The following is a 23524-nucleotide window of genomic DNA, read 5'->3' as shown; positions in this document are numbered from 1 at the left end:
GGTTCAGCCCGCCTGTGTTGTTGTTCTGTCAGCGCCGTGGTTGACGGCATCGCGCCGTTTGATACCGCGCTGGAGCAGCCACATACCCACCCCCGTGAGTAAGCCGGCGACAACATAGACGCCGCTGAGCTGCTCGAAACCCTGCAATTGGTTGTTCGTCCCGGTGCCCAGGTAGAAGGCCGAGAACAGGCTGCCAAGGCCGGCCGCGACATTGCTCACGGTGCCCTGGAACGCCATAAAGGCGGCGCGCTGGTGCGGCGCTGGAATCGCCGCGGCGATGGTCGTGCTGCTGTTGGTGCGCACGGCGCTGGCCGCCATAAACAGGGTGAAGACCAGGTAGATCGGCAGGCCAATCGGTGTGGCGAAGCCCAGCAGCGTGGTCAACGCCAGGCCGCCGCTGCTGAGCAGAATCACTGTCGGTGCCTGGCCGCGATCAAGCCAGCGGCCGCCCAGGCGCATGGCCAGCAGGCTGGCCAGGCCGCCGAACAGGAAGAGCAGGCCGATCTGCTCACGCGGGAACTGCAGGTTGAACTGGAAGTAGTTGGAGAAATGCGGCACCAGCAGGAAATGGCCAAAGATCTGCAGCGCACTAATCGCCAGTGCGCCCAGGCACAGCGGTGACGTCAGCAGCGGCAGCACCGAACCGGCGGGTCGCGACGTGGCGGCTGGCGTGTGCAGCAGGCAGTGACACAGCAGCGCCAGGCCCAGGCCGAGGCCGCCGAAGACGATAAAGGGGCTTTGCCAGCTCCAGCGCAGTGCGAGCTCTAGGGCCAGTGGCACCACCACGATGGCAGCGAGGGAAAAGCCCATACCGATATAGGCGAGTTTTCGCCCGCGCTCGGCCGGCGGGATGATGTCGAGCATGCTCGCCATCAGCAGTGCGCCCATGGGGCCGGCCAACAGGCCGGACAGTACAAACAGCAGGATCAACTGCTCGGCGCTGCTGGTCAGGGCGCAGGCCATCAGCAGGGCGAAACGCAGGGTAAGGAGGGTCACCAAGGCCCGTTTGCGGTTCAATCTATCCAGCCAAGGCGCGGCCAGGGCCATGCTCAGGGCCGAGGCGAGCGTTGCGCCGCCGCTGATATAGCCGACATGGCTGGCCTGCATGCCGAGCTGGCGAACCAGGTCCGGGCCAAGAGGCATCACCATCATCAGGCTGCCAATGGAAAGCAGATTGACCAGCATCGCCAGATGCACAGCCGCTGTTGAGTGTCCGACATCATCCATGTGCATAGAGCAGCTCTAGGTAGGGCAAGCGGGCTGCATAGTAAGGAATGAAATGTTTCGACGCAAACGCTAATCGTTAGCATTACAATTGGCTTATTTACCAGGGAAGATAACGTTGGCCTCCATAGATGTTTCTCAGGCTGCCGCTACGGATCAGTCGGATAGCGCTCCGCCGAGCGAGTTATTGGCCGAGCTCGACGGGCTGTTTGTTGGTGACTTGGTGCGCTTTCGCAATGTTTTTGTGCGCTCGGACGATCCGCGCGAGGCCATCAGTGGCCGGGATTTCCTTCAGCCGCAGACCCTGAGTGCGCTGATGGCGCGCTTTCGTCCGCAGTTCGCGGCGGCGGATCAGCGTGGTTTGGCGTCGATCTGGGTCAATCAGTACTTTATCCGCCTGTTTCCACCGGCAATCAGTGCGGCGCTGTTGCTGGGGCAGCGCATGCCGCTGCGCATCGAGCAGCTGGCTATCATCGTCGATGCTGAAGGCTTGCCGCTGGCGTTCAAGTTGCCGGGCGGCTGCGAGCCGCTGGAGTCGCCAGGCAATCCCTTCGAGCGTTTCGCTCATCTGCTCGATGACAACCTGCAGCCCTTGATCCAGGCGCTCTGCGCGCACAGCGGAATTTCCGCGAAGGTGCTCTGGAGCAATGCCGGCAACTACTTCGAGGCCTGGCTTGGGCAGCTGAAACGGCGCACCCAGCAGCCGCAGTTGCTGGTCGAGGGTGAGCGCTTGCTGAGCACCGCGCTGCGCCCGGATGGCTCGCGCAATCCGCTGTATGCGCCGATCCGCTACGTCGAGGTCGAGCATGCCGATGGTCGGGTACGGCCCTGGCGGCAGCGGCGTCTGTGCTGCATTCGCTACCTGCTGCCGGACGTGGCGCTATGCCCCAATTGCCCGCGTCTGCAGAGCCCACCTGCCGAGTAGCGCTTGTCGCTGCTGGCGCGTGTGCACCGCTCATTCTGTCTTGTTGCACCCAGGCCTTGGCGTAGCGCCCGCGCCGGGCTGCGCTACGCTGCTAAACAGGCGTCCTGCTTGTTGTGGGGGCGTGCGCTCGTGCACGCCCGTGCTCGGTTCAGGCTCTGTTGGGCGGAGTGTTACGGCAGGTTGAATGTGCAAGGTGAAACCTTTTTGGAATAGGTTGCACCTTTTTAAGAATTACTGATGGCTTGGCGATGGGCTGGATTTTCTAGCGACAATGGCTGCTTCCCCTGATTTTGTTGGTATTGCGGGGCTGATGGCTGGCGGTGCTGGGTTGTGCAGAAAACGCAAGGCGAATACCTGTGCTGCTTGCGTGGTTGCACCTAGTTGCACCTTGTGTGGTCGCGGGTTTAATCTCTCGCCAGTTTTGTGGCCTGCCATTCATGGCGGCCACCCCTTCGGGGCCGTCGCGGGCGACGTCAAAAAGCGCTCCCGGCGATTTTTTGCAGTGCTCCAGCTCATAACAGGACAAACCAATGGCCACCACTACCCTTGGCGTAAAGCTCGATGATGCAACCCGTGAGCGCCTCAAGCAGGCAGCGCAGTCGATTGATCGCACGCCGCATTGGCTGATCAAGCAGGCGATCTTCAATTATCTGGAGCAGATCGAGGGTGGTCTGACCCCGGCCGAACATTCCGGCCTGGCGGCAGTTGCCGGTGAAGAGTCGGTTGACGCCCTGACCGAGCAGGGTCTGCAGGTGTTCCTCGATTTCGCCGAAAGCATCCTGCCGCAATCGGTGCTGCGCGCCGCGATTACCGGGGCCTATCGCCGTCCGGAAACCGAAGCCGTGCCGATGCTGCTGGAGCAGGCGCGTCTGCCCAAGGACATGGCCGAGGCCAGCAACAAACTGGCTATGGGCATTGCCGAGAAGCTGCGCAACCAGAAGAGCGCCGGCGGCCGTCAGGGTCTGGTGCAGGGTTTGCTGCAGGAGTTCTCGCTGTCGTCGCAAGAAGGTGTAGCGCTGATGTGCCTGGCCGAAGCGCTGCTGCGCATTCCGGACAAGGCCACCCGTGACGCGCTGATCCGCGACAAGATCGCCAACGGCAACTGGAGCCAGCACCTCGGTCAGAGCGAGTCGATGTTCGTCAACGCCGCCTCCTGGGGGCTGCTGATCACCGGCAAGCTGGTGGCCACGCACAATGAGGCTGGCCTGGTGACCTCGCTTAACCGCCTGATCGGCAAGGGCGGCGAGCCGCTGATCCGCAAGGGCGTGGACATGTCCATGCGCCTGATGGGCGAGCAGTTCGTTACCGGCGAAACCATCGCCGAGGCCCTGGCCAATGCCACCTCGATGGAAGGCAAGGGCTTCCGCTATTCCTACGACATGCTCGGTGAAGCCGCGCTGACCGATGCCGATGCCAAGCGTTACCTGGCGTCCTACGAGCAGGCCATCCATGCCATCGGCAAGGCCTCGCACGGTCGTGGCATCTACGAAGGTCCGGGCATCTCGATCAAGCTCTCCGCCCTGCACCCGCGCTACAGCCGCGCCCAGTACGAGCGCGTGATGGACGAGCTGTACCCGATCCTGCTGGGCCTGACCAAGCTGGCCAAGCAGTACGACATCGGCCTCAACATCGACGCCGAAGAAGCCGATCGCCTGGAGCTATCGCTGGATCTGCTCGAGCGCCTGTGTTTCGACCCGGCCCTGACCGGCTGGAACGGTATCGGTTTTGTCATCCAGGCTTACCAGAAGCGCTGCCCGTATGTGATTGACTACGTGATCGATCTGGCCAAGCGCAGCCGTCACCGCCTGATGATCCGCCTGGTGAAGGGCGCGTACTGGGACAGCGAGATCAAGCGCGCCCAGGTCGAAGGCCTAGAAGGCTACCCGGTGTACACCCGCAAGCCGTACACCGACATTTCCTACATCGCCTGCGCGCGCAAGCTGCTGGCCGTGCCGGAAGCCATCTACCCGCAGTTCGCCACCCATAACGCCCACTCGCTTTCGGCTATCTACCAACTGGCCGGGCAGAACTACTACCCCGGCCAGTACGAGTTCCAGTGCCTGCACGGCATGGGCGAGCCGCTGTATGAGCAGGTGGTGGGCAAGGTTGCCGATGGCAAGCTGAACCGCCCGTGCCGCATCTACGCCCCGGTGGGCAGCCATGAAACCCTGCTGGCCTACCTGGTGCGTCGCCTGCTGGAAAACGGCGCGAACACCTCGTTCGTCAACCGCATCGCCGACCACAGCATCTCGATCAAGGAGCTGGTGCTCGACCCGGTGCAACAGGTCGAGCAGATGGCCGCACAGGAAGGTGGCCTCGGTCTGCCGCACCCGCGCATTGCGCTGCCGCGTGCGTTGTATGGCGCTGCACGCTTGAACTCCGAAGGCATCGACCTGGCCAACGAACATCGCCTCGGCTCGCTGTCGTCGGCGCTGCTCAGCAGCACCAACAACGATTACAAAGCGATGCCGATGCTCGGTGGCGAAGCCCCGCTGCTGGGCAGCTCGCAGCCGCTGCGTAACCCGGCCGACCACCGCGACATCGTCGGTCACGTGTATGAAGCCAGTGATCTGGATGTGCGTAACGCCGTGCTCTGCGCGGTGTCCAGCGGGCAGATCTGGCAGTCGACCCTGCCGGCCGAACGCGCTGCGGTACTGGATCGCGCCGCCGACCAGATGGAAGCGGAAACCCAGCAACTGATGGGGCTGCTGGTGCGCGAATCGGGCAAGACCTTCGCCAACGCCATCGCCGAAGTGCGCGAAGCCGTGGACTTCCTGCGCTATTACGCGGCCCAGGCGCGCAATCACTTCAGCAATGACAGCCACCGCCCGCTGGGCCCGGTGGTGTGCATCAGCCCGTGGAACTTCCCGCTGGCGATCTTCAGCGGTCAGGTGGCTGCCGCTCTGGCTGCCGGTAACACCGTGCTGGCCAAACCGGCCGAACAAACGCCGCTGATCGCCGCGCAGGCCGTGCGCATTCTGCTCAAGGCCGGGGTTCCGGCTGGCGCGGTGCAACTGCTGCCGGGTGGCGGCGAAAGCGTCGGTGCCAGCCTGATCGGTAACGAGCGCATTCGTGGCGTGATGTTCACCGGCTCCACCGAAGTCGCCGGGATTATCCAGCGCAACCTGGCTGGCCGTCTGGATGCTCAGGGTCGGACGATTCCGCTGATCGCCGAAACCGGTGGCCTCAACACCATGATCGTCGACTCCTCGGCGCTCACCGAGCAGGTGGTGGTCGACGTGGTCGCCTCTGCCTTCGACAGCGCCGGTCAGCGTTGCTCGGCCCTGCGTGTGCTGTGTGTGCAGGCCGATGTGGCCGAGCGGGTGATCGACATGCTCAAGGGCGCGATGGCCGAATACTGCATGGGCAATCCGGAACGCCTGAGCACCGACATTGGCCCGGTGATCGACAGTGAGGCCAAGGGCAATATCGAGCAGCACATCCAGAAGATGCGCGACAAGGGCCGCAAGGTCTACCAGAGCGCTCGCGCCAATGGCGACGAGTGCAAGCGCGGTACCTTCGTGATGCCGACGCTGATCGAACTGGACAGCTTCGATGAGCTGCAGCGCGAGATCTTCGGCCCGGTGCTGCACGTGGTGCGTTACGCCCGCGCCGATCTGGCCAGCCTGCTGGAGCAGATCAATGCCAGCGGCTATGGCTTGACCCTCGGTGTGCACACGCGCATCGATGAAACCATCGCCCAGGTGGTCAGCAGCGCCAAAGTCGGCAACCTCTACGTCAACCGCAACATGGTTGGCGCCGTGGTTGGCGTGCAGCCATTCGGTGGTGAAGGTCTGTCGGGTACCGGCCCGAAAGCCGGCGGCCCGCTGTATATGTACCGCCTGCTGTCGACCCGTCCGCAGGATGCGGTGGCCAAGCAACTGCGTCAGGACGATGGCGAAGGCTCGCAGGTGCCAATGCCGGCGACCCAGGGCAAGGCCCTGCAAGCCCTGCGCGAGTGGGCCAGTGGTGCCGAGCCGGCCCTGGCCGCGCTGTGCGAGCAATACGCCGAGCTGGCGCAGAGCGGCACCGTGCAGGTGCTGGCGGGCCCGACTGGCGAGCGCAACACCTACAGCCTGCTGCCGCGCGAACACGTGCTGTGCCTGGCTGACGAGCGTAGCGACCTGTTGGTGCAGCTGGCGGCCAGCCTGGCCGTCGGCAGCCTGGTGCTGTGGCAGGAGCAGGCGCTGACCCGCGAACTGTTGGCTGCGCTGCCCAAGGACGTGCAGAAGCGCATCCAGCTGATTGGTGAGTGGAGCAGCAGCGATGCCGCGTTCGACGCCATTCTCCATCATGGTGATTCCGATCAGCTGCGCGAGGTCTGCCAGCTGGCAGCCAAGCGTCCTGGCGCAATCATTGGTGTGCAGGGGCTGAACAAAGGTGAAACCGAGATTGCCCTGGAGCGCCTGCTGATCGAGCACGCCCTGAGCATCAACACCGCAGCGGCCGGCGGTAACGCCAGCCTGATGACCATTGGTTAACCGCTAAACCCGAGCGGCCTAGTGCCGCTCATTGGCACATGCCGTTTCCTTGGAAACGGCATGTGCCACGCGCGGTACAACCACGTTGGGGGCTACCCGCCCGGTACCGCGCGCTTTCCCTCCTAGGCATTTCGGTGCCACCCAGCCGGCTTACCCAGACGGCGCTGCCGCGGAGCTACTGGCTCCGTTGCAGCACTCTTTTCGCTGTGCTCAAGCCTCTGAGCGCGGCCAGATGCGAATCAGCACCCTCAATAACGGGCTTTTATCGGGCGGATGTTTCTGCACGATGGCAGCAACTATGCTGTAGTTCGTCTCAGTAACTGGCTTATAGCCAGCATAGATACCCTCTAGCAGAATGCGCCGCGCGTTTAGGGCTGGTCAGCCAGGCTGGCGCGCGGCACGCTAAAAATTCAACGCCAGGGAGTGGTATCAGCCAGTTGTACTGGGGTAGCCCGGTTTGAGGAATGCGGAAATGTCTGCGCGGGTTGTATTGGTTGATGATCATGAACTGGTCCGGGCGGGGATTCGTTCGCTGTTGCTGGAGGCGGGTTACCAGGTGGTGGCTGAGGGCAGCGATGGCGATCAGGTCGAGGCGCTGATCGAGGCGCATCAGCCCGACGTATTGTTGCTGGACCTGACCATGCGCCGCTGCTCAGGGCTCGAGGCGCTGACCATGGTGCGTTCGCGCTGGCCGGGTCTGCCGGTGATTCTGCTGTCCATGCATGACACCCGCGACTATGTGCTCAAGGCCATGCAAATGGGCGCAAGCGGCTACCTGCTCAAGGATGCCGCGGTGATCGAATTGCAGCTGGCGTTGCAGGCCGTATTGGGCGGTCATCGCTACCTCAGCCCCAAGGTGGCGGGGCAGGTGATCGATGCGGCGTCCGGGCGCACAGGGGAAGACCCGCTGGAGCTGCTGACCAGTCGGCAGCAGGAAGTGCTGTATTGGCTGGCCAAGGGCAAGAGCAATAAGGAAGTGGCGTTTATCCTCAATCTCAGCGTGAAAACTGTCGATACCCACCGCGCCCAGATCATGGAGCGACTGGCCATTCGCGATTTGGCCGGCTTGGTCATGTATGCCCTGCGCCGCGGCATCATCAAATTGGATGAGTAAAACGCCTAGGTAGATCTACGGGTGTATGCCGGTAAATCACTGATAAGCCTTTTGACGCCATTTTTATAAGCTCGCCGCAGCAGCTGGCAGTAGGCCATTAGCCTTTCTGTGGTTTTTCTGTGCGTTGCGCGGTTCGCCGATGCGCTGACCCTGACCTATAGTTTTTCCCTGTGGGCACATTTTGTGCGGCCCGCACCGTATGACGTCTGCGCTGATCTCTTTCGCTTGCATCGAGATAACTTCATGACCAAGTCTGCGTCCCTGCTTACCTACGCCTCGCGTCCCTGGTTGATGGTCGGTTGTGTTCTGTTGCCGCTGGCGTGCCTGCTGCTCGCCGAGGTGTGGTGGCACGGGGCGTTGGCCGCCGCGGTCCTGCTGCTGTGGCTGTGGTTGCTGGTGGCCAGCCCGGCAGTTGAGCAAGTGGCGGCGGAGCCGCAAGTCTCTGCGCAGGCACTGAGTGAGGTGGAAGGCAGCCTGGCGGCCTTGCGCGAGTTGCTCGATGCGGTGTTGCCGCTGTGGATGCGCCATATCGACCTGGTCAACGGCCAGACCTCCAGTGCGGCCGGTGGGCTGACTGAAAAATTTATCAGCATGAGCCAGCAGATCAGCCAGGCCCTGGATCTTGGCGCGGGCGAGGACGGCGGCGGGGTGTTTGAGGTGCTGCGCAGCGCCCAGGTCGAGCTGCCGCAGGCGGTGAAGATGCTCGATGACACCCAGGGTGAGCGCGAGCGCTTTCTGGTGGAAATTCGCGAGCTCAGCCGCTTTGTCGCGGAACTGCATGGCATGGCCGAGGATGTCGCCAAAATTGCCTCGCAGACCAATCTTCTAGCGCTCAACGCGGCCATCGAGGCGGCCCGTGCGGGCGAGGCTGGGCGGGGCTTCTCGGTGGTGGCCGACGAGGTGCGCAAACTCTCTTCGATGTCCGGTGAAACCGGGACCAAGATCACCGAGAAGGTGCAGATCATGGGGCGTTCCATGGAATCCATGGTGGCCCGCGCCGAACAGATGGACACCAGCAGCCATGACAGCATCGAGGCCGCCGAGCGCATCGTCGGCAAGGTGCTGGGTGAGCTGGGCGATGGCGTGGCGCAGCTTGAACAGCGCCTGCAGATGCTGCAGAGCAACAGCCGCGAGGTCGAGCAGACCGTCAGCGCGGTGCTGGTCGATCTGCAGTTTCAGGACCGCGTCAGCCAGATCATTTCGCATATCAGCGACGACATGCAGCGCCTGCGCGACGGCCTTGCGCAGGCGAACCTGCCCTCCAGTGGCGAGTGGCTGCGGCGGCTGGAGTCGAGCTACACCACGCTGGAGCAACAACGCGTGCACGGTGGTTCGCAGGTAGCGGCGGTCGAGCAGTCGTCGGTGACCTTCTTCTAATCGATTTTTCAGGCCAACAGGACGTACGGATATGGGCAAGACGGTCTTGGTAGTGGATGACTCGACCAGTTTTCGGCAAGTCGTCGGCATAGCGCTCAAGGGCGCTGGCTATGACGTGCTGGAGGCTTGTGATGGCAAGGATGCACTGAGCAAGCTGGATGGTCGCAAGATCAACCTGATCGTCTCGGATGTGAACATGCCCAACATGGACGGCATCACCTTCGTCAAATCGGCCAAGCTGCTGCCGGCCTACAAGTTCACCCCGGTGATCATGCTGACCACCGAAGCCGGCGAAGCAAAGAAAGCCGAAGGCAAGGCGGCCGGCGTGCGCGCCTGGGTGGTCAAGCCGTTCCAGCCCCCGGTGTTACTGGATGCAGTGTCCAAACTGATACTGCCCTGAGGACTGACCCGTGACCGTAATAAACAGTCGTGAAGAAACTGGACGGTACATCTTCGAAGTAGCAGGCGAGTTCAATATCTACAGCGCCGCCCAGCTCAAGGATGAACTGCTTGGCCTGCTGGCCAATCACACGCAGCTGGAAATCGACCTGGGTGCGGTCGAGGATTTCGACAGCAGCGGCGTGCAGATTCTCTTGTTGCTCAAGCGTGAGGCACAGCGGCAGAACCGCAGCCTGGCCTTTATCCAGCATTCGCCGGCGGTGCGCGAAGTGCTCGATCTGCTCAACCTGGTGGCCGAACTCGGTGACCCTCTGGTGATTCCGCTGGATGCGCGTGGAGGTCGGTCATGAACCTCGATCAAGCCCGTGGTGCGCTGGTGCAGGAAGCCCGCGAGTTGCTGGTGGACATGGAAGATGCCCTGCTGGAAATCGAAAGCGACGGCTACAACGCCGAGCGGGTCAATGCGATTTTCCGTGCGGCGCACACCATCAAAGGCTCGGCGGGCCTGTTTGGCCTGGAATCGCTGATCAGTTTTACCCACGTGGTGGAGAGCCTGCTCGACCAGGTGCGCAACGGCGAGAAGTCGCTGGACGGCAGCATGCTCTCGCTGTTGCTGACCTGCGGCGATTACATTGGCAGCCTGATCACCGCCGTGGAAGAGCGCAGCGAGGCCATCGACCCCAACCCGGAGCTGCGCGTACACCTGCTGGGCCAGCTCAATGAATACCTGCAGGTGGCCGCCGCACCCAGCGCAGAGCCGCCCAGCGAGCAGACGCAACTGTCGGAGGTACCGGCGAGCGGCAAGGTCGACGTGCTGAGCGGTGAACCGGTGGGCAGTGACCTCTGGCATATCTCGCTGCGGCCCAGCGTCGATGTGCTGCGCAACGGCATGGACCCGCTGTCGTTCCTGCGTTACCTGAGCAAGCTGGGCCGCATCGTCTACCTGCATACCCTGACCGATGGCATTCCACAGGCCGAACAGTTCGATGCCGAGAGTGGCTACCTGGGCTTCGAGATTACATTCGAGTCCCAGGCCAGCAAGCAGGAGGTCGAAGACGTCTTCGAGTTTATTCGCGAAGACAGCCAGCTGCTGATCCTGCCGCCGCACAGTCAGATCGAGGCGTACCTCAACCTGATCGCCAGCCTGCCCGAGTCGCCGCACAAGCTTGGCGAAATCCTGCTCAAGAGCGGTGCCCTGACCGAGCATGAATTGCAGCGCGTGCTGGCCATGCAGTCGGCTGCGCCGCAACCGGCACCGCCGCTGGGCACCTTGCTGGTCGAGGAGCAACTGGTGGCACCGCCGCTGGTGTCGGCGGCGCTGAACAAGCAGAAGCAGGCCGACGAGAAGCGCGTGCACGAGCAGGTGTTTATCAAGGTCGAGGTCGGCAAGCTGGATGAACTGATCAACCTGGTCGGTGAGCTGGTGATTGCCGGGGCCGCCGCCAGCCTGTCGCTGCGCCAGGGCAATCCGGCGGCCATGGGTGAAGCCAACGAGGCGGTGGCGACCCTGGTCGAGCATATTCGCGATGCCTCGCTGTCCTTGCGCATGGTGGCCATTGGTGAGGTGTTCCAGCGCTTCCCCAGGGTGGTGCGCGATATCAGCAAGGAGCTGGACAAGGACATCGAACTGCTGATCACCGGGGCCGACACCGAGCTGGACAAGTCGATGGTGGAGAAACTCTCCGACCCCTTGATGCACATTGTGCGCAATGCCATGGACCATGGCATCGAGCGTTCGGTGGATCGCCTGGCGGCGGGCAAGACCCAGCGCGGTTCATTGCGACTGAATGCCTATCACGAGTCGGGCAGTATCGTGATTGAGGTCACCGATGACGGCCGCGGCCTGGACCGTCAGCGCATCCTCGCCAAGGGTATCGAGAAGGGCCTGGTGCAGCCCGACCAGGTGCTCAGTGATAGCGAAGTGTTCCGCCTGATCTTCGGTGCAGGCTTCTCCACCGCCGAGGCGGTCACCAACCTGTCCGGGCGCGGTGTGGGCATGGATGTGGTGCGCAGCAATATCGAGAAACTGCGTGGCGAGGTCGAGGTGCTCAGCCAGTTCGGCCACGGCACCACGGTGCGCATTCGCCTGCCGCTGACGCTGGCGATTATCGACGGTTTCCAGGTCAAGGTCGCCGACGAGGCGTTCGTCCTGCCGCTCGATCAGGTGGTCGAGTGTGTCGATCTCGGCGCTCAGCAGGAACTCCACGACCTGCTCAACCTGCGCGGTGAACCCTTGCCTTATGTGCGGCTGCGCAGCCTGTTCGGCCTGCCGCCGAGTGACGGTGCTCGCGAAAGCCTGGTGGTGCTGCAGTTCGGCAGCAACCGGGCCGGCGTGGTGGTCGATCAGCTGATCGGCGAGTTCCAGGCGGTGATCAAACCGCTGGGGCAGATTTTTGCGCAAAACAAGGTGCTGAGCGGCTCCACCATTCTCGGTGACGGCAGCGTGGCGCTGATTCTCGATGTGGCGAATTTGATTCAACGTGCGAGTGCAGCAGCTGAAACTTCGAAAAGCCCGGCAGTACAACGGGCTGTGCTTACCCACTGACGGTCAGGAGACCTTCCATGCAATGGTTCATCAATATGAAACTGGCGACCAAGCTGATTATGGCTTTCCTGATCGTCGCTACCATCGCCGCCATCATCGGCTTTGTCGGCAATCGCAGTATCAATACCGTCAACAACATGATGACGGACATCTACTTCAACCAGCTGGTGCCGATTGCCGATATCGGCAGCATGCGTACCGAGGCGGCGCAGAATTACCGGCGCCTGTACCAGATGGCGACCACCACTGACCCGGCGTTTCTTGCCAAGGCCAAGGGTGCTTACGAGCAGGGCCAGAAGAGCATGGATGAGGCGTACAAACGCTACCTGGCCACCGTATTGTCGCCCGCCGAGCAGGCGACGGTGCCCAAGCTCGATGCGGCCAATGAGCAGTTGCGTGTCGCGGTCGACGAGGTGATCACGCTGATTGATCAGGGCCGCCAGCCTGAAGCCCTGGAGCACCTGAATAGCAAGGTCAATCCGCTCTACAACGAGGCCCGCAACCAGAGTGGTGAGCTGGCGGACATCATGCAGAAGGGCGCGGCCGCGACCAACGAGGAAGGTGATCGTACGGTTGCCACCATCATGAACTGGCTGACCGGGCTGATGATTGGCGGCTTTATCATGTCGATTGCGCTGGGCTTGCTGGTGACCCGGGTGGTCGTGCGCCAGCTTGGTGGCGAGCCCTCCTATGCGGCCGATGTGGTGCGGCGGGTGGCCGAGGGCGACTTGACCGTTGAGGTTGAGCTGCGTGGCAATGACAGCAGCAGCCTGCTGGCGGCGATGAAGCAGATGACGGAAAAACTGCGCACCATCATGGGCGATGTACGCATGACAGCCGACTCACTGGCCTCGGCCTCCGAGCAGGTTGCAGCTTCAGCCCAGGCGCTGAGCCAGAACGCCTCCGAGCAAGCCGCCAGCGTTGAAGAAACCAGCGCCTCCGTGGAAGAAATTGCCGCTACCGTTTCGCAGAACAGCGAGAACGCCAAAATTACCGATGGTATGGCCAGTCAGTCCTCCAAGGATGCGGTGGAAGGTGGTGCCGCGGTGCGCGAGATGGTCAACGCCATGCGCCAGATCGCCGGCAAGATCGGCATTATTGACGACATTGCCTACCAGACCAACCTGCTGGCCCTTAACGCTGCGATTGAAGCAGCGCGCGCCGGTGACCATGGCAAAGGCTTTGCCGTGGTCGCGGCCGAGGTGCGCAAGCTGGCGGAGCGCAGCCAGGTGGCCGCGCAGGAAATCGGTTCGGTGGCCAGCGACAGCGTGACCCTGGCCGAGCGGGCCGGGCAACTGCTGGAACAGATGGTGCCGTCGATTCGCAAGACCGCCGACCTGGTGCAGGAAATCTCCGCGGCCTCGCGTGAGCAGAATACCGGGCTGGAGCAGATCAACCAGGCGGTTGGCCAGCTGGCGCAAATCACCCAGGTCAACGCCTCGGCGTCTGAAGAGCTGTCTTCGACCTCCGAGGAGATGAGCGGTCAGGCCATTCAGCTGCAGGAAATGATTCAGTTCTTCCAGTTGAGCGAAACCGCTTCGCGGCAGTTGCGCAGCGCACCGGCCAGCAAGAGCCGGCCGGCGGCCATGAGCAAACCGACGCAACCCGCGCGCCGGCATCAGCCGGATGACCAGGTCGATGAGTCGGCGTTTACCCGTTTCTAGGAGGCTGTCATGAGTACCTTGCCAGCCCATAGCCTGGGCCGTGCGGCGGTTCCGCTGGAAACGCCGCTGACCCAGCAGTTTCTGACCCTGACCCTGGGGCAGGAGCTGTTTGCCCTGCCGATCGAGCATATTCGCGAGATTATCGAGTTTGGCGGCCTGACCGAAATTCCGTTGATGCCGAGCTTCCTGCGCGGTGTGATCAACCTGCGCGGCGCGGTGGTGCCGGTCATCGACCTGGCCGTGCGCTTCGGCCGCGAACGTACGCCGATTGCCAAGCGCACCTGCATCGTGATTGTCGAAGTCGAGCAGGTCGAGAGCATGCAGTTGCTCGGCATCATCGTCGATGCGGTAAATGAAGTGCTGGCCGTGGAAGGCCATCAACTGGAGAGCCGCCCGGCCTTCGGCGCGCGGATTCGCGCGGACTTTATCGCCGGCATCCTCAAGCACAACGAGCAATTCGTGGTGGTGCTGGATATTCCTCAGGTGTTGTCGCTTGATGAGCTCGCCGAGCTGGTGGGTGGCCTTGAACAGACGGAAGTGTGAGGCGTTATGGCCGACGGCGGGTGGACGATGAATGCAGGCACGCAGGTTGCGTTGAGCGAGCCGGAGTTTCGCCAGCTGCAGGCGTTGTTCTACGAGCGGGTCGGCATTCAACTGCCACCGGTGAAAAAGCCGCTGATCTGTGGGCGCTTGGCCAAGCGCCTGGCGGCGCTGGGCTTGAGCAGCTACCAGCGCTATTACCAATACCTGATGTCAGCCCAGGGCGCGGCGGAGCTGGAAATCGCCATCGACCTGATCACCACCCACGAAACCTATTTCTTTCGCGAACCCAAGCATTTCGATTTCCTCCAGCAAAAGATCCTCCCGGCTTGCGCTGGCCAGGCCGACTTTCGTGCCTGGAGCGCCGCCAGCTCGACCGGGGAAGAGGCCTACACCCTGGCGATGCTGTTGCATGAGGCGCGCCCGCACCTGGGTTGGCGCGTGCTGGGCACCGATATCAGCACCCAGGTGCTGCAAAGTGCACGGCGTGGCCTGTACCAGATGGAGCGTGGCAACAAGATTCCCGCGCACTATCTGAAGCGCTATTGCCTCAAGGGCAAGGAGCAGTACCAGGGCTATTTTCTGGTCGAGCGTTGTTTGCGCGAGCGGGTCGAATTCGCTCAGGGCAACCTCAACTTGCCAGCGCCTGAGCTGGGGATGTTTGAGTTGATTCTGCTGCGTAATGTGCTGATCTACTTCGATCAGGAGATCAAACAGCGGGTGCTGAGTAATGTGGTGCAGCGTCTAAAACCCGGCGGCTGGCTGATGGTCGGCCATTCCGAAGCCTTGCATGACACCGGTTTACCCATCGAGCTGGTGGCCTCGTCGATCTACCGCAAGGTGGCGGTATGAGCCGTAGCTGCTTTCTCAAGCCGGGCGAGCTGTATTTCGGCGGCGGCGATGTGCGGGTGGATACCCTGCTGGGGCCCTGCGTTTCCATCGTGCTGTGGTTTCCAGCGGCCGCCAAAGGTGGCATCTGCCATTTCCAGTTACCCGGCCTGCGCCGCGTCAGCGAGCATGCCCGCGATCTGGATGGGCGTTATGGCGTGGACGCCTGGGTCTGGCTGAAGCAGCAGATGCGGGTGCATGCCCTGCGCCTGGAACAGGCCGAGGTCAAACTGTTTGGCGGCGCGCGCAGCCTGAGCAATGCGGGTTCACGCCTGCGTACCGATATCGGGGCGCAGAATATTGTCTTCGTCGAGAGCCTGATGGAGGAACTGGGTGTGCAAGTGGTGGGACGTGATCTGGGCGGTGAGGGCTGCCGCTTTCTGCGTTTCGAGCTGGCCACCGGGGAAGTCTGGGTGCGGCGTGGCGCTGCATTGGATATCGAGCGACTTGAGGCACTGCAGTGATGGCCATCAAGGTGATGATTGTCGATGACTCGGCGGTGATGCGTGAAGTCATGCAGCAGCTGCTGGCTCCGCACAAGGATATTGAAGTGGTTGGCGCAGCCATGGACCCGCTGCTGGCCATGCAGAAAATGAAAACCGTGTGGCCCGACGTGATTCTGCTCGATGTGGAGATGCCGCGGATGGACGGCATCACCTTCCTGCGCCAGATCATGGCGACCCGGCCAACGCCCGTGGTGATCTGCTCGACGCTGACCGAGAAGGGGGCGGCGATCACCTTGCAGGCGCTGTCTGCCGGGGCGGTCGAGGTGATCACCAAACCGACCATGGGCCTGCGGGATTTTCTCCAGGACAGCGCCCAGGAAATGCTCACCGCCATTCGTACTGCGGCCAAAGCGCGTGTGCGTAGCGCAGCAGCGCCTACACTGAGTAAGGCCGAGAGTCGGGCGGCGGTCGATGTGGTGGTCAGCCCGCCGCCCAGCGTGGGTTTGCAGAACCTGCGCACCAGCGAGCGGATTGTCGTGCTGGGCACCTCGACCGGCGGTACCCAGGCGCTGGAGCATGTATTGAGCCAGCTGCCGCGCAGCGCGCCGGCGATCGCCATCGTTCAGCATATGCCGGAGAAGTTCACCCGCAGCTTTGCCGAACGGCTGGACTCACTGTGCGCCATCGAAGTGCGCGAGGCGCAGAATGGTGATCGCCTGTTGCCGGGTTTGGCGCTGATTGCGCCGGGTGGCAAGCACATGTTGGTCAAGCGCAGTGGTGGGCAGTACCTGGTGGAAGTCAAGGATGGGCCGCTGGTCAGTCGTCACCGACCCTCCGTAGATGTGTTGTTTCGCTCAGCCGCGACCCAGGCCGGGCGCAATGTGCTGGCCGTGATCATGACCGGCATGGGTGATGATGGCGCGCGCGGCTTGAAGGAGCTGCATGAGACCGGAGCCAAGACCTATGCCCAGGACGAGGAGAGTTGCGTGGTGTTTGGCATGCCGAAAGAGGCAATCAAACTGGGTGGTGTGGATCAGGTGATCGCGCTGGATGACATCCCAAGCGTACTGATGAGCTGGAGGTAAACGGTGGGCGCGATCACGGTTACACCCAACAGGCTTCCCCAGCATGTGCTGGTGATCGATGACAGTGAGCTGCAGCGCCAGTTTACCGCTGAGCTGTGCAGCGAAATGGGCATCGAGGACATCCTGCAGGCGGTCGATGGCTTTGATGCAATCGCCCAGATGAAAACCAATACGCAAATCGAAGCCATCGTGCTCGACCTGGAGATGCCGGGGATGGACGGTGTGCAGGTGCTGCACGAGATGGCGCGCCTGGGGCTGGATGCCTCGGTGGTGGTGGCCAGTGCGCGTGAGAGTGTGCTGCTCAATGTGGTCGAGAGCATGGGCCGCAGCCTGGGCTTGCGCTTGCTCGGAGTGCTGCAGAAACCCATCAGCCATGAGCAACTGGCCGCCAGCCTGAGCCGCTTTGCCGTACACACCGAGCCGTATGCCGAGGCGCATGTGCCAGGCCCGCAACTGACCGATGACGATGTGCTGCGCGGGTTGCGTGAGCAGGAGTTTGTGGCCTACTTCCAGCCCAAGGTCACCCTGGCCGATGGCCGCATGAAAGGTGTCGAGGCGTTGGTGCGCTGGCAGCACCCCACTCATGGCCTGCTTGCCCCGGGGCTGTTTATCGAACTGATCGAGCGCAGTCATTACATTTCGGACATGACCCTGCAGATGCTCGACATGTCCCTGAAGCATTGCCGGCAGTGGCATGACGCCGGCTTGCCGCTGAGTTTTTCCCTGAATATCTCCGCGCGTTCGTTGGCGGACTCCAAGCTGGCCGATGAAATCATCGCGCGGGTGGCTGCCTGCGACATCGAGCCGCGCTATGTGATTCTGGAAATCACCGAAAGCGCACTGATGACTGACCTGAGCATTGCCCTGGGCACCTTGGCGCGCTTGCGCCTGAATGGTTTTGGCCTGTCGGTGGACGATTACGGCACCGGGTTTTCCTGCATGTTGCAGCTGTCGCGGGTGCCCTGCACCGAGCTGAAAGTCGACCGTGCCTTCGTCAATGGGGCCAGTGAAAACCAGCACCTGCGCATTCTCTTGGAAAGCGCCCTGGATATCGCCAGCAAGCTGCAGCTTGGGGTGGTTGCCGAGGGTGTGGAAACCCGTGAAGACTGGATGCTCTTGAGCGGCCTGGGGTGTGGCGAGGTCCAAGGCTATTTCATCGCCAAGCCCATGCCGGGCGATGCACTGCTGGCCTGGTGGCGTGCCAACGAGACGCGCTTGCAGAGCCTGGCGGTCGCGGCCAGGGCACGCGTGTCAGACAGCGCCTGAGCAGCCGGCAGTGCAATGATCACTCGGCAAACCCTGGCGTAGTCACCGTCAGCGCGTCTGCCCCCGATTGGCGTCCCGCTATGCCGCTTCCTCTGGCGCTTTCCGGGTCGGATTGATGGCCATGTGTGGCGTCTGCAGCAGCGCAAAAACCTACTACATTGAGTGTCGATGCAAGCGCGTTGCTGTTTCTCGCGTCCGCGCCTGTCTGGTTGCATGCGTTCATGCGTGGCTGCTCAACAGGCTGTCACCCTGCGCCCAGGAAGGCCCGTTCATCCTGTTGAGGGAACTCTCGAAGGGGTTGTAGCTGCCGCTACAACATTGCCGGCGGTTCAAGGCTCTGCTGTTTTAGCTGCCGGTCAGGCTGTTCCCGCGTGCTACTGGCCAACGTTCAGAAGGAGATTCTCATGGCATTGCGCATCAACGACCTCGTACCCAACTTTACCGCCGATACCGACAAGGGCCCCATCACCTTCCACGACTGGATCGGTTCGGACTGGGCCATCCTGTTTTCTCACCCGAAGGACTTTACCCCGGTGTGCACCACCGAATTCGGTGCCGTAGCCCAGCTGGCAGCTGAATGGGCCAAGCGTGGCACCAAGGTGATCGGCGTGTCGGTGGATGGCGTAGATGCGCACCAGAAATGGAAAGGCGATATCGAAGCCGTCTGTGGTGTCGAGGCGAGCTTCCCGATTATCGCGGATGAAGGCCTGGCGGTCTCCAAGGCGTTCGACATGCTGCCGGCCGAGGCTTATCTGCCCGACGGCCGTACCGCAGCCGACACGGCCACCGTGCGCTCCGTGTTTATCATCGGCCCGGACAAAAAGCTCAAGCTGTCCATGACCTACCCGATGTCCGTCGGGCGCAACTTTGCCGAAGTGCTGCGTGCACTGGATGCCCTGCAACTGACCTTCAATGTGCCGCTGGCCACGCCCGCCAACTGGATTGTGGGTCAGGACGTCATCGTCGCCCTCGCGCTCAACGATGAACAGGCCCGGGAGAAGTACGGCCGCATCGAGATCAAGCTGCCGTATCTGCGTACCACCCCAGCGCCGAAGTAAGAAAAGGGAAATTCCCTGGCCCCAGCGCGCCGTTGCTGAGTCGATGTGAGCCAGCCTTCCTGCTGGCCTGGTGAGGTACTTGGCGTGCTGGACGCTAGCCAGAACTGAGCTACGGTCAGTGGAGGATGATCGCGAGAAACGGGGTACCTCTATGGATAGATTCCTTGTGTTGCCCTTCTGGCTGGCCGGGCAACATCTTGGGGTACCACTCGATAAGGTCATTCGAGTCTTGCCCGCGCTGCTCTACACGCCTTTACCAGGCGCACCGAGCACGGTCTTTGGTGTGGTCAACGTGCGTGGAAAAATACTCCCGGTCGTTGATCTGGCAATGCGTTTCGCTTGGCCAGCGGCCCAGCTGTCTAACCTTTGGCAGCCCTTTTTGTGGCTGAAAACGCAACAGCGAGAGCTGTTGGTGCCTGTCGAAGCCGTGGAAGCGGCCGTCAGTTGCACATCGCATGACTTTGCCCCGGCTTCGCACCCGCAGATTCCTTCATGCATCCTCAAGGGCGTCGTGCGCACCGGAGAGGGTTTGCTGCTGATCCAAGACGTCGAGCAGGTCTTGTCGGATGCGGATGAGGAGCACCTTGCCGCGGCTCTGGCAGCGAGCGCGAATGACCATGAAATCCGCTGAACCGATCTGTTCGCCCCGCGTTCTGGACGTGCTGATCAGCAAGGTTCACCAGCACCTCGGGCCTGACTTCTCGGGGGCGCGCAGTGAGGATCTGCTGCGGCGTTTGAAGTTGCTCGCGCTCGAACTGGAGGTGCCCGATCTGCCTGCCTGGCTGGAGGCATTGGCGTTTGCCGAATGGGACTCGGCCCAGGTGCAGGAGTTGACGCCCGCCTTCACGGTTGGGGAAACCTACTTTCGCCGCGACGCCGAGGCGTTCGACTGGCTGGCCCAGCAGCATCTGCGCCCCCTGCTGGAACAGCGTCGACGCGAGGGGCGACGAGGGCTGCGGTTATGGAGCGCGGCGTGTTGTACCGGCGAGGAAGCTTACAGCTTGCTGTTCCTGCTGGATGATTTGCTGGCTACGGACACTGCACCCTGGTCGCTGGATATCACGGCCAGCGATATCAATGCCGGGTTTCTTGCCCGTGCGCAGTACGGCAGCTATGGCAAGAATGCGTTTCGTAGCAATGAAGAGGCTTTCCGGGTCCGCTACTTTCAGCCTGAAGGGCGGCTGTGGCGGGTTCGGCCGCAATGGCGCGGACGCATTCGTTTTATCCAGCACAATCTGGTCGGCGATCCGTTGCCGAGCCCGGTGAAGGGCATGGATTCACTCGACCTGATTCTTTGTCGCAATGTGCTGATGTACTTTTCGCCCGAGCGGGCACTGAGCGTACTGCGTCGGCTGCTGGCTTGTCTGGCCCCGGACGGGCTGCTCCTGTTGAGCGCTGTCGAGGCCAGTATTGCCACCCAGGCTGGCTTCAATGGCTTCTGGGCCGGTTGCAACTATGCCCTGAGCGCTGAGCAGAGCCGCGCTCGGCGCGGCGCGGCGATTGCCCGCTCGCCGGGTGCCGACGTTGTGCGGCCGCAGGTTCCTGCCAAGTTGCTCGAAACGCCGCTCTTGGTGACGGCTGGCGAGGCCTTGCCCCAGGGCCATGCACAGAGCGCAAGCGCGTTGCCGGAGGCAACCTCGACAGTTGCTCAGGACAGGCCGGCAGCTGTTGTGGCGACGGGTGACCCAGGCTTGTTTGCGGGGTGGCCGGTACTGCTTGTGGCGTCCGAACACCGGCTGTTGTGGCAGCGCATGCAGCAGGCGCAAATGCAAGGTCAGCAGGCACCGCTGCGCCAGGCTTTGCTGGAGTACCTGGCCTGTGTGGGATTGAGCCGGGTACAAAAACACCAGATTTGTCTGTTGCTTGCCCGCAGCTGGGCTGACCAGCACTGCAGCGAAGAGGCTGAGGACTGGCTGCGTCGGGCGCTTGCGCTAGAGCCCTGCTCAGCGCCGAGCTACTGGCTGCAGGCTTTGCTGGCTGAGCAGAAAGGTGCGAGCAAAGCCGCTCATGTGGCGCTGCAGAAGGCCTTGTACCTTGATCCTGACTTCATTCTTGCGCACTTCCACCAGTCCCGCTTGTTGTGGGCGATGGGGGCAAAGGGCGCGAGCGACAAAGCCCTGCACATCAGTCGTCAGCTGCTTGAACGCCAGCCTCAGGACGCCCCGGTTCCCTTTGCCGATGGCCTGAGTTGCGCGCAACTGCTCAGGCTCTGTGAGCAACTGCAGGAGGAGCGCACGCCATGCTCGAACCCGTAAAGGACGATGCCAAACGCTGGGCGCAGATACATGAGCGCCTGGCCGAGCTTGAGCGGCGCATCGATACGGGCTTTGCCATCTCGCCGCAAGAGCGCGAGAAGCGCCTGCAGGCGCGCACGCGCGAGTGGGCGCAGGTGGAGGCGCAGGAGCACCTGGATGCCTGGCTGGAGGTCCTGTGTTTCAACATCAGCAGTGAGGTTTATGCGGTCGAAGTCAGGCATGTCTCGGCGGTGCTGCCTTTGCCGCAGTTCACGCCGTTGCCGAACACCCCGCCCTATGTGCTGGGGATCGTCAGTGTGCGCGGGCACATCGTCTCGGTGCTGGATTTACGGGTGTTCTTCGAACTGCCCATCGCCGGGCTGTCGGACAAGAACTTCCTGGTGGTACTGCATGGCGCAGAGATGGAGTTCGGCCTGCTGGTCGATCGTGTCCTCGGGATCTCGCGTATCCAGCGCAGCAGTCTGCAACGCGAGCTGGCTAATCTTTCCGGGGTCCGGGCGAGCTATTTGCTGGGCGTGACCCCTGAACAATGGACGGTACTGGACGCTGCGCGGTTGCTGGGAGACCCCAGTTTGCGCATCGCGGTCGATGAGTAGGCACAAGGAGAAACACGCATGCTCGGTAATGTGATGAACCTGCGGATTGGCAGCAAACTGACGTTGGCCTTTGCTTTATTGATCCTGGGATTCGGCATCCTGTTGTTCAGCACCCTGGAGAGTTTCGTCAAGTTGCAGGCGACTGAAGAGGAACAGTTCACGCGGCGCTATACACGGATTTCCGACATCAAGGAGCTTATGCTCAACCTCGGTGCCCAGCGCTTCGAGTTACTGTCGATGTTGAGCGGCGCTGAAGGAGATTTGACGGACTATGAAGGCGAAATCAAGCGCAGTACCGAGACCAACAACCGTTTGCTGGATCGCCTAAGCAGTGAAGCCGTAGCGGACCAGCAAACCAAAGAGCTGTTAGAACAGCTACATGCTGAACGAACAGACTACCTGCAGGTGCGTGACGAACGAGTATTGCCGCTGATTCGTGACGGGCAGCTGGATGAAGCGCGCAGCATGAGCGCAGGAGAGCTGCGTGAACGCTCAGGGCGGATTCAGGAGCTGGCGCAGAAACTGGTCAAACGCACGGATGCGCTGATTGCCGAGGGCATGGAGCAGTCGCTCATTGCGCTGGAGGCCTTGCGTGAGCGGATCGTCAAGCTTGGCCTGGCGTTAGTGCTGGCGAGCGCCGTACTGGCCTGGTTATTGAGCCGACATATCGCGCAGCCGCTGGCGCGCTTGACCGGGCTGGCGGAGCAGATTGGCCGAGGGGAAATCCCCCGCGAGATCGCCGGTTCTACGCGACAGGATGAGGTCGGTCGCTTGGCTCAGGCCTTCGTCAACATGAGCCAGTACCTTCGCGAGCTGGTGCAGGAGTTGAACGAGGGCATTTCGGTGCTGGCCAGTGCCAGTGAAGAGATTCTTGCGGTCACCACCCAGGTGGCAGCCAGCACCCAGGAAACCGCCACGGCCATCAGCGAGATCGCCACCACCGTGGAGGAGGTCAAGCAGACCGCAATCCTGGCGAGCAACAAATCGCAATCAGTCATGGAGAGCACTGAGCGCACCCGCCAGGTGGCGTTGGGTGGACGGCAATCGGTAGAGGAGACACTCAAGGGGATGAGCCAGATTCGCCAGCAGATGCAGGCGGTGGCGGAGAGCGTTATGCGCCTGGGCGAGCAGAGTCAGGCCATCGGCGAGATTGTTGCCTCGGTCAACGATTTGGCTGAGCAGTCCAACCTGCTCGGGGTCAACGCCTCGATCGAGGCGGTCAAGGCGGGTGAGGCGGGCAAGGGTTTTTCGGTGGTGGCGCAGGAGGTGAAGACCCTGGCCGAGCAGTCCAAACAGGCTACCGCTCAGGTGCGCAGCATCCTCAGCGATATCCAGAAGGCCATGACCAAGGCCGTGCTGCAAGCCGAGGAGGGCAGCAAGTCGGTGGAAAGCGGCTATGAGCGGGCGCAGGTCAGTGGTGAGGCCATCCGCACCCTGAGCAGCAATGTCGAGGAGTCCATTGAAGTCGCCATGCAGATTGCCGCCAGCAGCCAGCAACAGATGATCGGCATGGACCAGGTTGGCAGCGCCATGCAGAGCATTCGCCAGGCCAGCCAGGATAACGTCGGCGGAACTCAGCAGGTCGACCTGGCCGCGCGCAACCTGCACCAGTTGGGCCTCAAGCTCAAAGGCCTGGCGACCAAGTTCAAATTGTGAGCCGA

The 23524-nt window shown here is 62.2% G+C and carries 18 protein-coding genes and 1 pseudogene; 18 read left to right on the top strand and 1 reads right to left on the bottom strand.

Annotation, left to right across the window (positions count from 1 at the left end; genetic code table 11):
- Positions 1–3 precede the first annotated feature (3 nt).
- Positions 4–1233: an MFS transporter gene (locus WBK23_RS09200; RefSeq protein ID WP_424483677.1), complete on the bottom strand. Its 1230-nt coding sequence runs from the start codon at positions 1231–1233 to the stop codon at positions 4–6.
- A gap of 178 nt (positions 1234–1411) precedes the next feature.
- Between WBK23_RS09200 and fhuF the strand changes: the two genes are divergently transcribed.
- From fhuF to WBK23_RS09110, 18 genes and pseudogenes are all read left to right on the top strand, one after another.
- Complete coding sequence (fhuF, locus tag WBK23_RS09195; protein ID WP_424483676.1) at positions 1412–2149, top strand: siderophore-iron reductase FhuF; 738 nt, start codon at positions 1412–1414, stop codon at positions 2147–2149.
- 530 nt (positions 2150–2679) lie between these two features.
- Positions 2680–6630 carry a trifunctional transcriptional regulator/proline dehydrogenase/L-glutamate gamma-semialdehyde dehydrogenase gene (putA, locus tag WBK23_RS09190; protein WP_424483675.1) on the top strand — a complete coding sequence of 1317 codons (3951 nt, stop codon included), beginning with the start codon at positions 2680–2682 and terminating at the stop codon, positions 6628–6630.
- A gap of 472 nt (positions 6631–7102) precedes the next feature.
- Complete coding sequence (locus WBK23_RS09185) at positions 7103–7744, top strand: response regulator (protein WP_424483674.1); 642 nt, start codon at positions 7103–7105, stop codon at positions 7742–7744.
- A gap of 792 nt (positions 7745–8536) precedes the next feature.
- Positions 8537–9121: pseudogene (locus WBK23_RS09180) on the top strand (methyl-accepting chemotaxis protein); the annotation flags it as partial.
- A gap of 31 nt (positions 9122–9152) precedes the next feature.
- Positions 9153–9521, top strand: a complete 369-nt coding sequence (locus tag WBK23_RS09175; protein ID WP_182834340.1) for a response regulator — start codon at positions 9153–9155, stop codon at positions 9519–9521.
- Positions 9522–9531: 10 nt separating this feature from the next.
- Positions 9532–9870, top strand: a complete 339-nt coding sequence (locus WBK23_RS09170) for an STAS domain-containing protein (protein ID WP_424483673.1) — start codon at positions 9532–9534, stop codon at positions 9868–9870.
- Positions 9867–12065 carry a chemotaxis protein CheA gene (locus WBK23_RS09165; protein WP_424483672.1) on the top strand — a complete coding sequence of 733 codons (2199 nt, stop codon included), beginning with the start codon at positions 9867–9869 and terminating at the stop codon, positions 12063–12065. Before WBK23_RS09170 ends, WBK23_RS09165 begins: the two co-directional genes overlap by 4 nt.
- A gap of 17 nt (positions 12066–12082) precedes the next feature.
- Positions 12083–13729: a methyl-accepting chemotaxis protein gene (locus WBK23_RS09160; RefSeq protein ID WP_424483671.1), complete on the top strand. Its 1647-nt coding sequence runs from the start codon at positions 12083–12085 to the stop codon at positions 13727–13729.
- A 9-nt stretch (positions 13730–13738) separates the two neighbouring features.
- Positions 13739–14272 (top strand): chemotaxis protein CheW, encoded by a 534-nt coding sequence (locus tag WBK23_RS09155; RefSeq protein WP_424483670.1) that lies wholly within the window; start codon positions 13739–13741, stop codon positions 14270–14272.
- Between the two features lie 27 nt (positions 14273–14299).
- Positions 14300–15121, top strand: a complete 822-nt coding sequence (locus WBK23_RS09150) for a CheR family methyltransferase (protein ID WP_424483669.1) — start codon at positions 14300–14302, stop codon at positions 15119–15121.
- Entirely contained in the window at positions 15118–15621 is a 504-nt protein-coding gene (locus tag WBK23_RS09145; RefSeq protein WP_424483668.1) for a chemotaxis protein CheD, read from the top strand. The genes WBK23_RS09150 and WBK23_RS09145 overlap by 4 nt, the downstream gene beginning before the upstream one ends.
- Positions 15618–16688, top strand: coding sequence for a protein-glutamate methylesterase/protein-glutamine glutaminase (locus WBK23_RS09140; protein WP_424483667.1), 1071 nt, complete (start codon positions 15618–15620; stop codon positions 16686–16688). The genes WBK23_RS09145 and WBK23_RS09140 overlap by 4 nt, the downstream gene beginning before the upstream one ends.
- 51 nt (positions 16689–16739) lie before the next feature.
- Complete coding sequence (locus WBK23_RS09135; protein ID WP_424483666.1) at positions 16740–17954, top strand: EAL domain-containing response regulator; 1215 nt, start codon at positions 16740–16742, stop codon at positions 17952–17954.
- 404 nt (positions 17955–18358) lie between these two features.
- A complete protein-coding gene (locus WBK23_RS09130; protein WP_424483665.1) occupies positions 18359–19012 on the top strand; it encodes a peroxiredoxin in 654 nt (217 codons plus the stop codon).
- Positions 19013–19163: 151 nt separating this feature from the next.
- The gene (locus WBK23_RS09125; protein ID WP_424483664.1) at positions 19164–19643 is read left to right on the top strand and encodes a chemotaxis protein CheW; all 480 of its coding nucleotides are present in this window, start codon (positions 19164–19166) and stop codon (positions 19641–19643) included.
- Positions 19624–21267, top strand: a complete 1644-nt coding sequence (locus WBK23_RS09120) for a CheR family methyltransferase (RefSeq protein WP_424483663.1) — start codon at positions 19624–19626, stop codon at positions 21265–21267. The genes WBK23_RS09125 and WBK23_RS09120 overlap by 20 nt, the downstream gene beginning before the upstream one ends.
- Positions 21252–21863: a chemotaxis protein CheW gene (locus WBK23_RS09115; protein WP_424483662.1), complete on the top strand. Its 612-nt coding sequence runs from the start codon at positions 21252–21254 to the stop codon at positions 21861–21863. Before WBK23_RS09120 ends, WBK23_RS09115 begins: the two co-directional genes overlap by 16 nt.
- Positions 21864–21881: 18 nt before the next feature.
- Complete coding sequence (locus WBK23_RS09110; protein WP_424483661.1) at positions 21882–23519, top strand: methyl-accepting chemotaxis protein; 1638 nt, start codon at positions 21882–21884, stop codon at positions 23517–23519.
- The last annotated feature ends 5 nt before the right edge of the window (positions 23520–23524 follow it).

The organism is Pseudomonas sp., from assembly GCF_049653025.1.
Taxonomy (GTDB): Bacteria; Pseudomonadota; Gammaproteobacteria; order Pseudomonadales; family Pseudomonadaceae; genus Aquipseudomonas.
The sequence above is the reverse complement of the archived record's forward strand: the minus strand, read 5'-3'. Positions and strand labels throughout refer to the sequence as shown.

Excerpts from the sequence above, each read along its gene's own strand:
- WBK23_RS09185 (WP_424483674.1), top strand. The coding sequence starts at position 7,103 with ATGTCTGCGCGGGTTGTATTGGTTGATGATCATGAACTGGTCCGGGCG.
- WBK23_RS09120 (WP_424483663.1), top strand. The coding sequence starts at position 19,624 with ATGACCATGAAATCCGCTGAACCGATCTGTTCGCCCCGCGTTCTGGAC.
- WBK23_RS09200 (WP_424483677.1), bottom strand. The coding sequence starts at position 1,233 with ATGCACATGGATGATGTCGGACACTCAACAGCGGCTGTGCATCTGGCG.
- putA (WP_424483675.1), top strand. The coding sequence starts at position 2,680 with ATGGCCACCACTACCCTTGGCGTAAAGCTCGATGATGCAACCCGTGAG.
- WBK23_RS09165 (WP_424483672.1), top strand. The coding sequence starts at position 9,867 with ATGAACCTCGATCAAGCCCGTGGTGCGCTGGTGCAGGAAGCCCGCGAG.
- WBK23_RS09125 (WP_424483664.1), top strand. The coding sequence starts at position 19,164 with ATGGATAGATTCCTTGTGTTGCCCTTCTGGCTGGCCGGGCAACATCTT.
- WBK23_RS09115 (WP_424483662.1), top strand. The coding sequence starts at position 21,252 with ATGCTCGAACCCGTAAAGGACGATGCCAAACGCTGGGCGCAGATACAT.
- WBK23_RS09155 (WP_424483670.1), top strand. The coding sequence starts at position 13,739 with ATGAGTACCTTGCCAGCCCATAGCCTGGGCCGTGCGGCGGTTCCGCTG.
- WBK23_RS09110 (WP_424483661.1), top strand. The coding sequence starts at position 21,882 with ATGCTCGGTAATGTGATGAACCTGCGGATTGGCAGCAAACTGACGTTG.
- WBK23_RS09130 (WP_424483665.1), top strand. The coding sequence starts at position 18,359 with ATGGCATTGCGCATCAACGACCTCGTACCCAACTTTACCGCCGATACC.
- WBK23_RS09175 (WP_182834340.1), top strand. The coding sequence starts at position 9,153 with ATGGGCAAGACGGTCTTGGTAGTGGATGACTCGACCAGTTTTCGGCAA.
- WBK23_RS09150 (WP_424483669.1), top strand. The coding sequence starts at position 14,300 with ATGAATGCAGGCACGCAGGTTGCGTTGAGCGAGCCGGAGTTTCGCCAG.
- WBK23_RS09145 (WP_424483668.1), top strand. The coding sequence starts at position 15,118 with ATGAGCCGTAGCTGCTTTCTCAAGCCGGGCGAGCTGTATTTCGGCGGC.
- WBK23_RS09160 (WP_424483671.1), top strand. The coding sequence starts at position 12,083 with ATGCAATGGTTCATCAATATGAAACTGGCGACCAAGCTGATTATGGCT.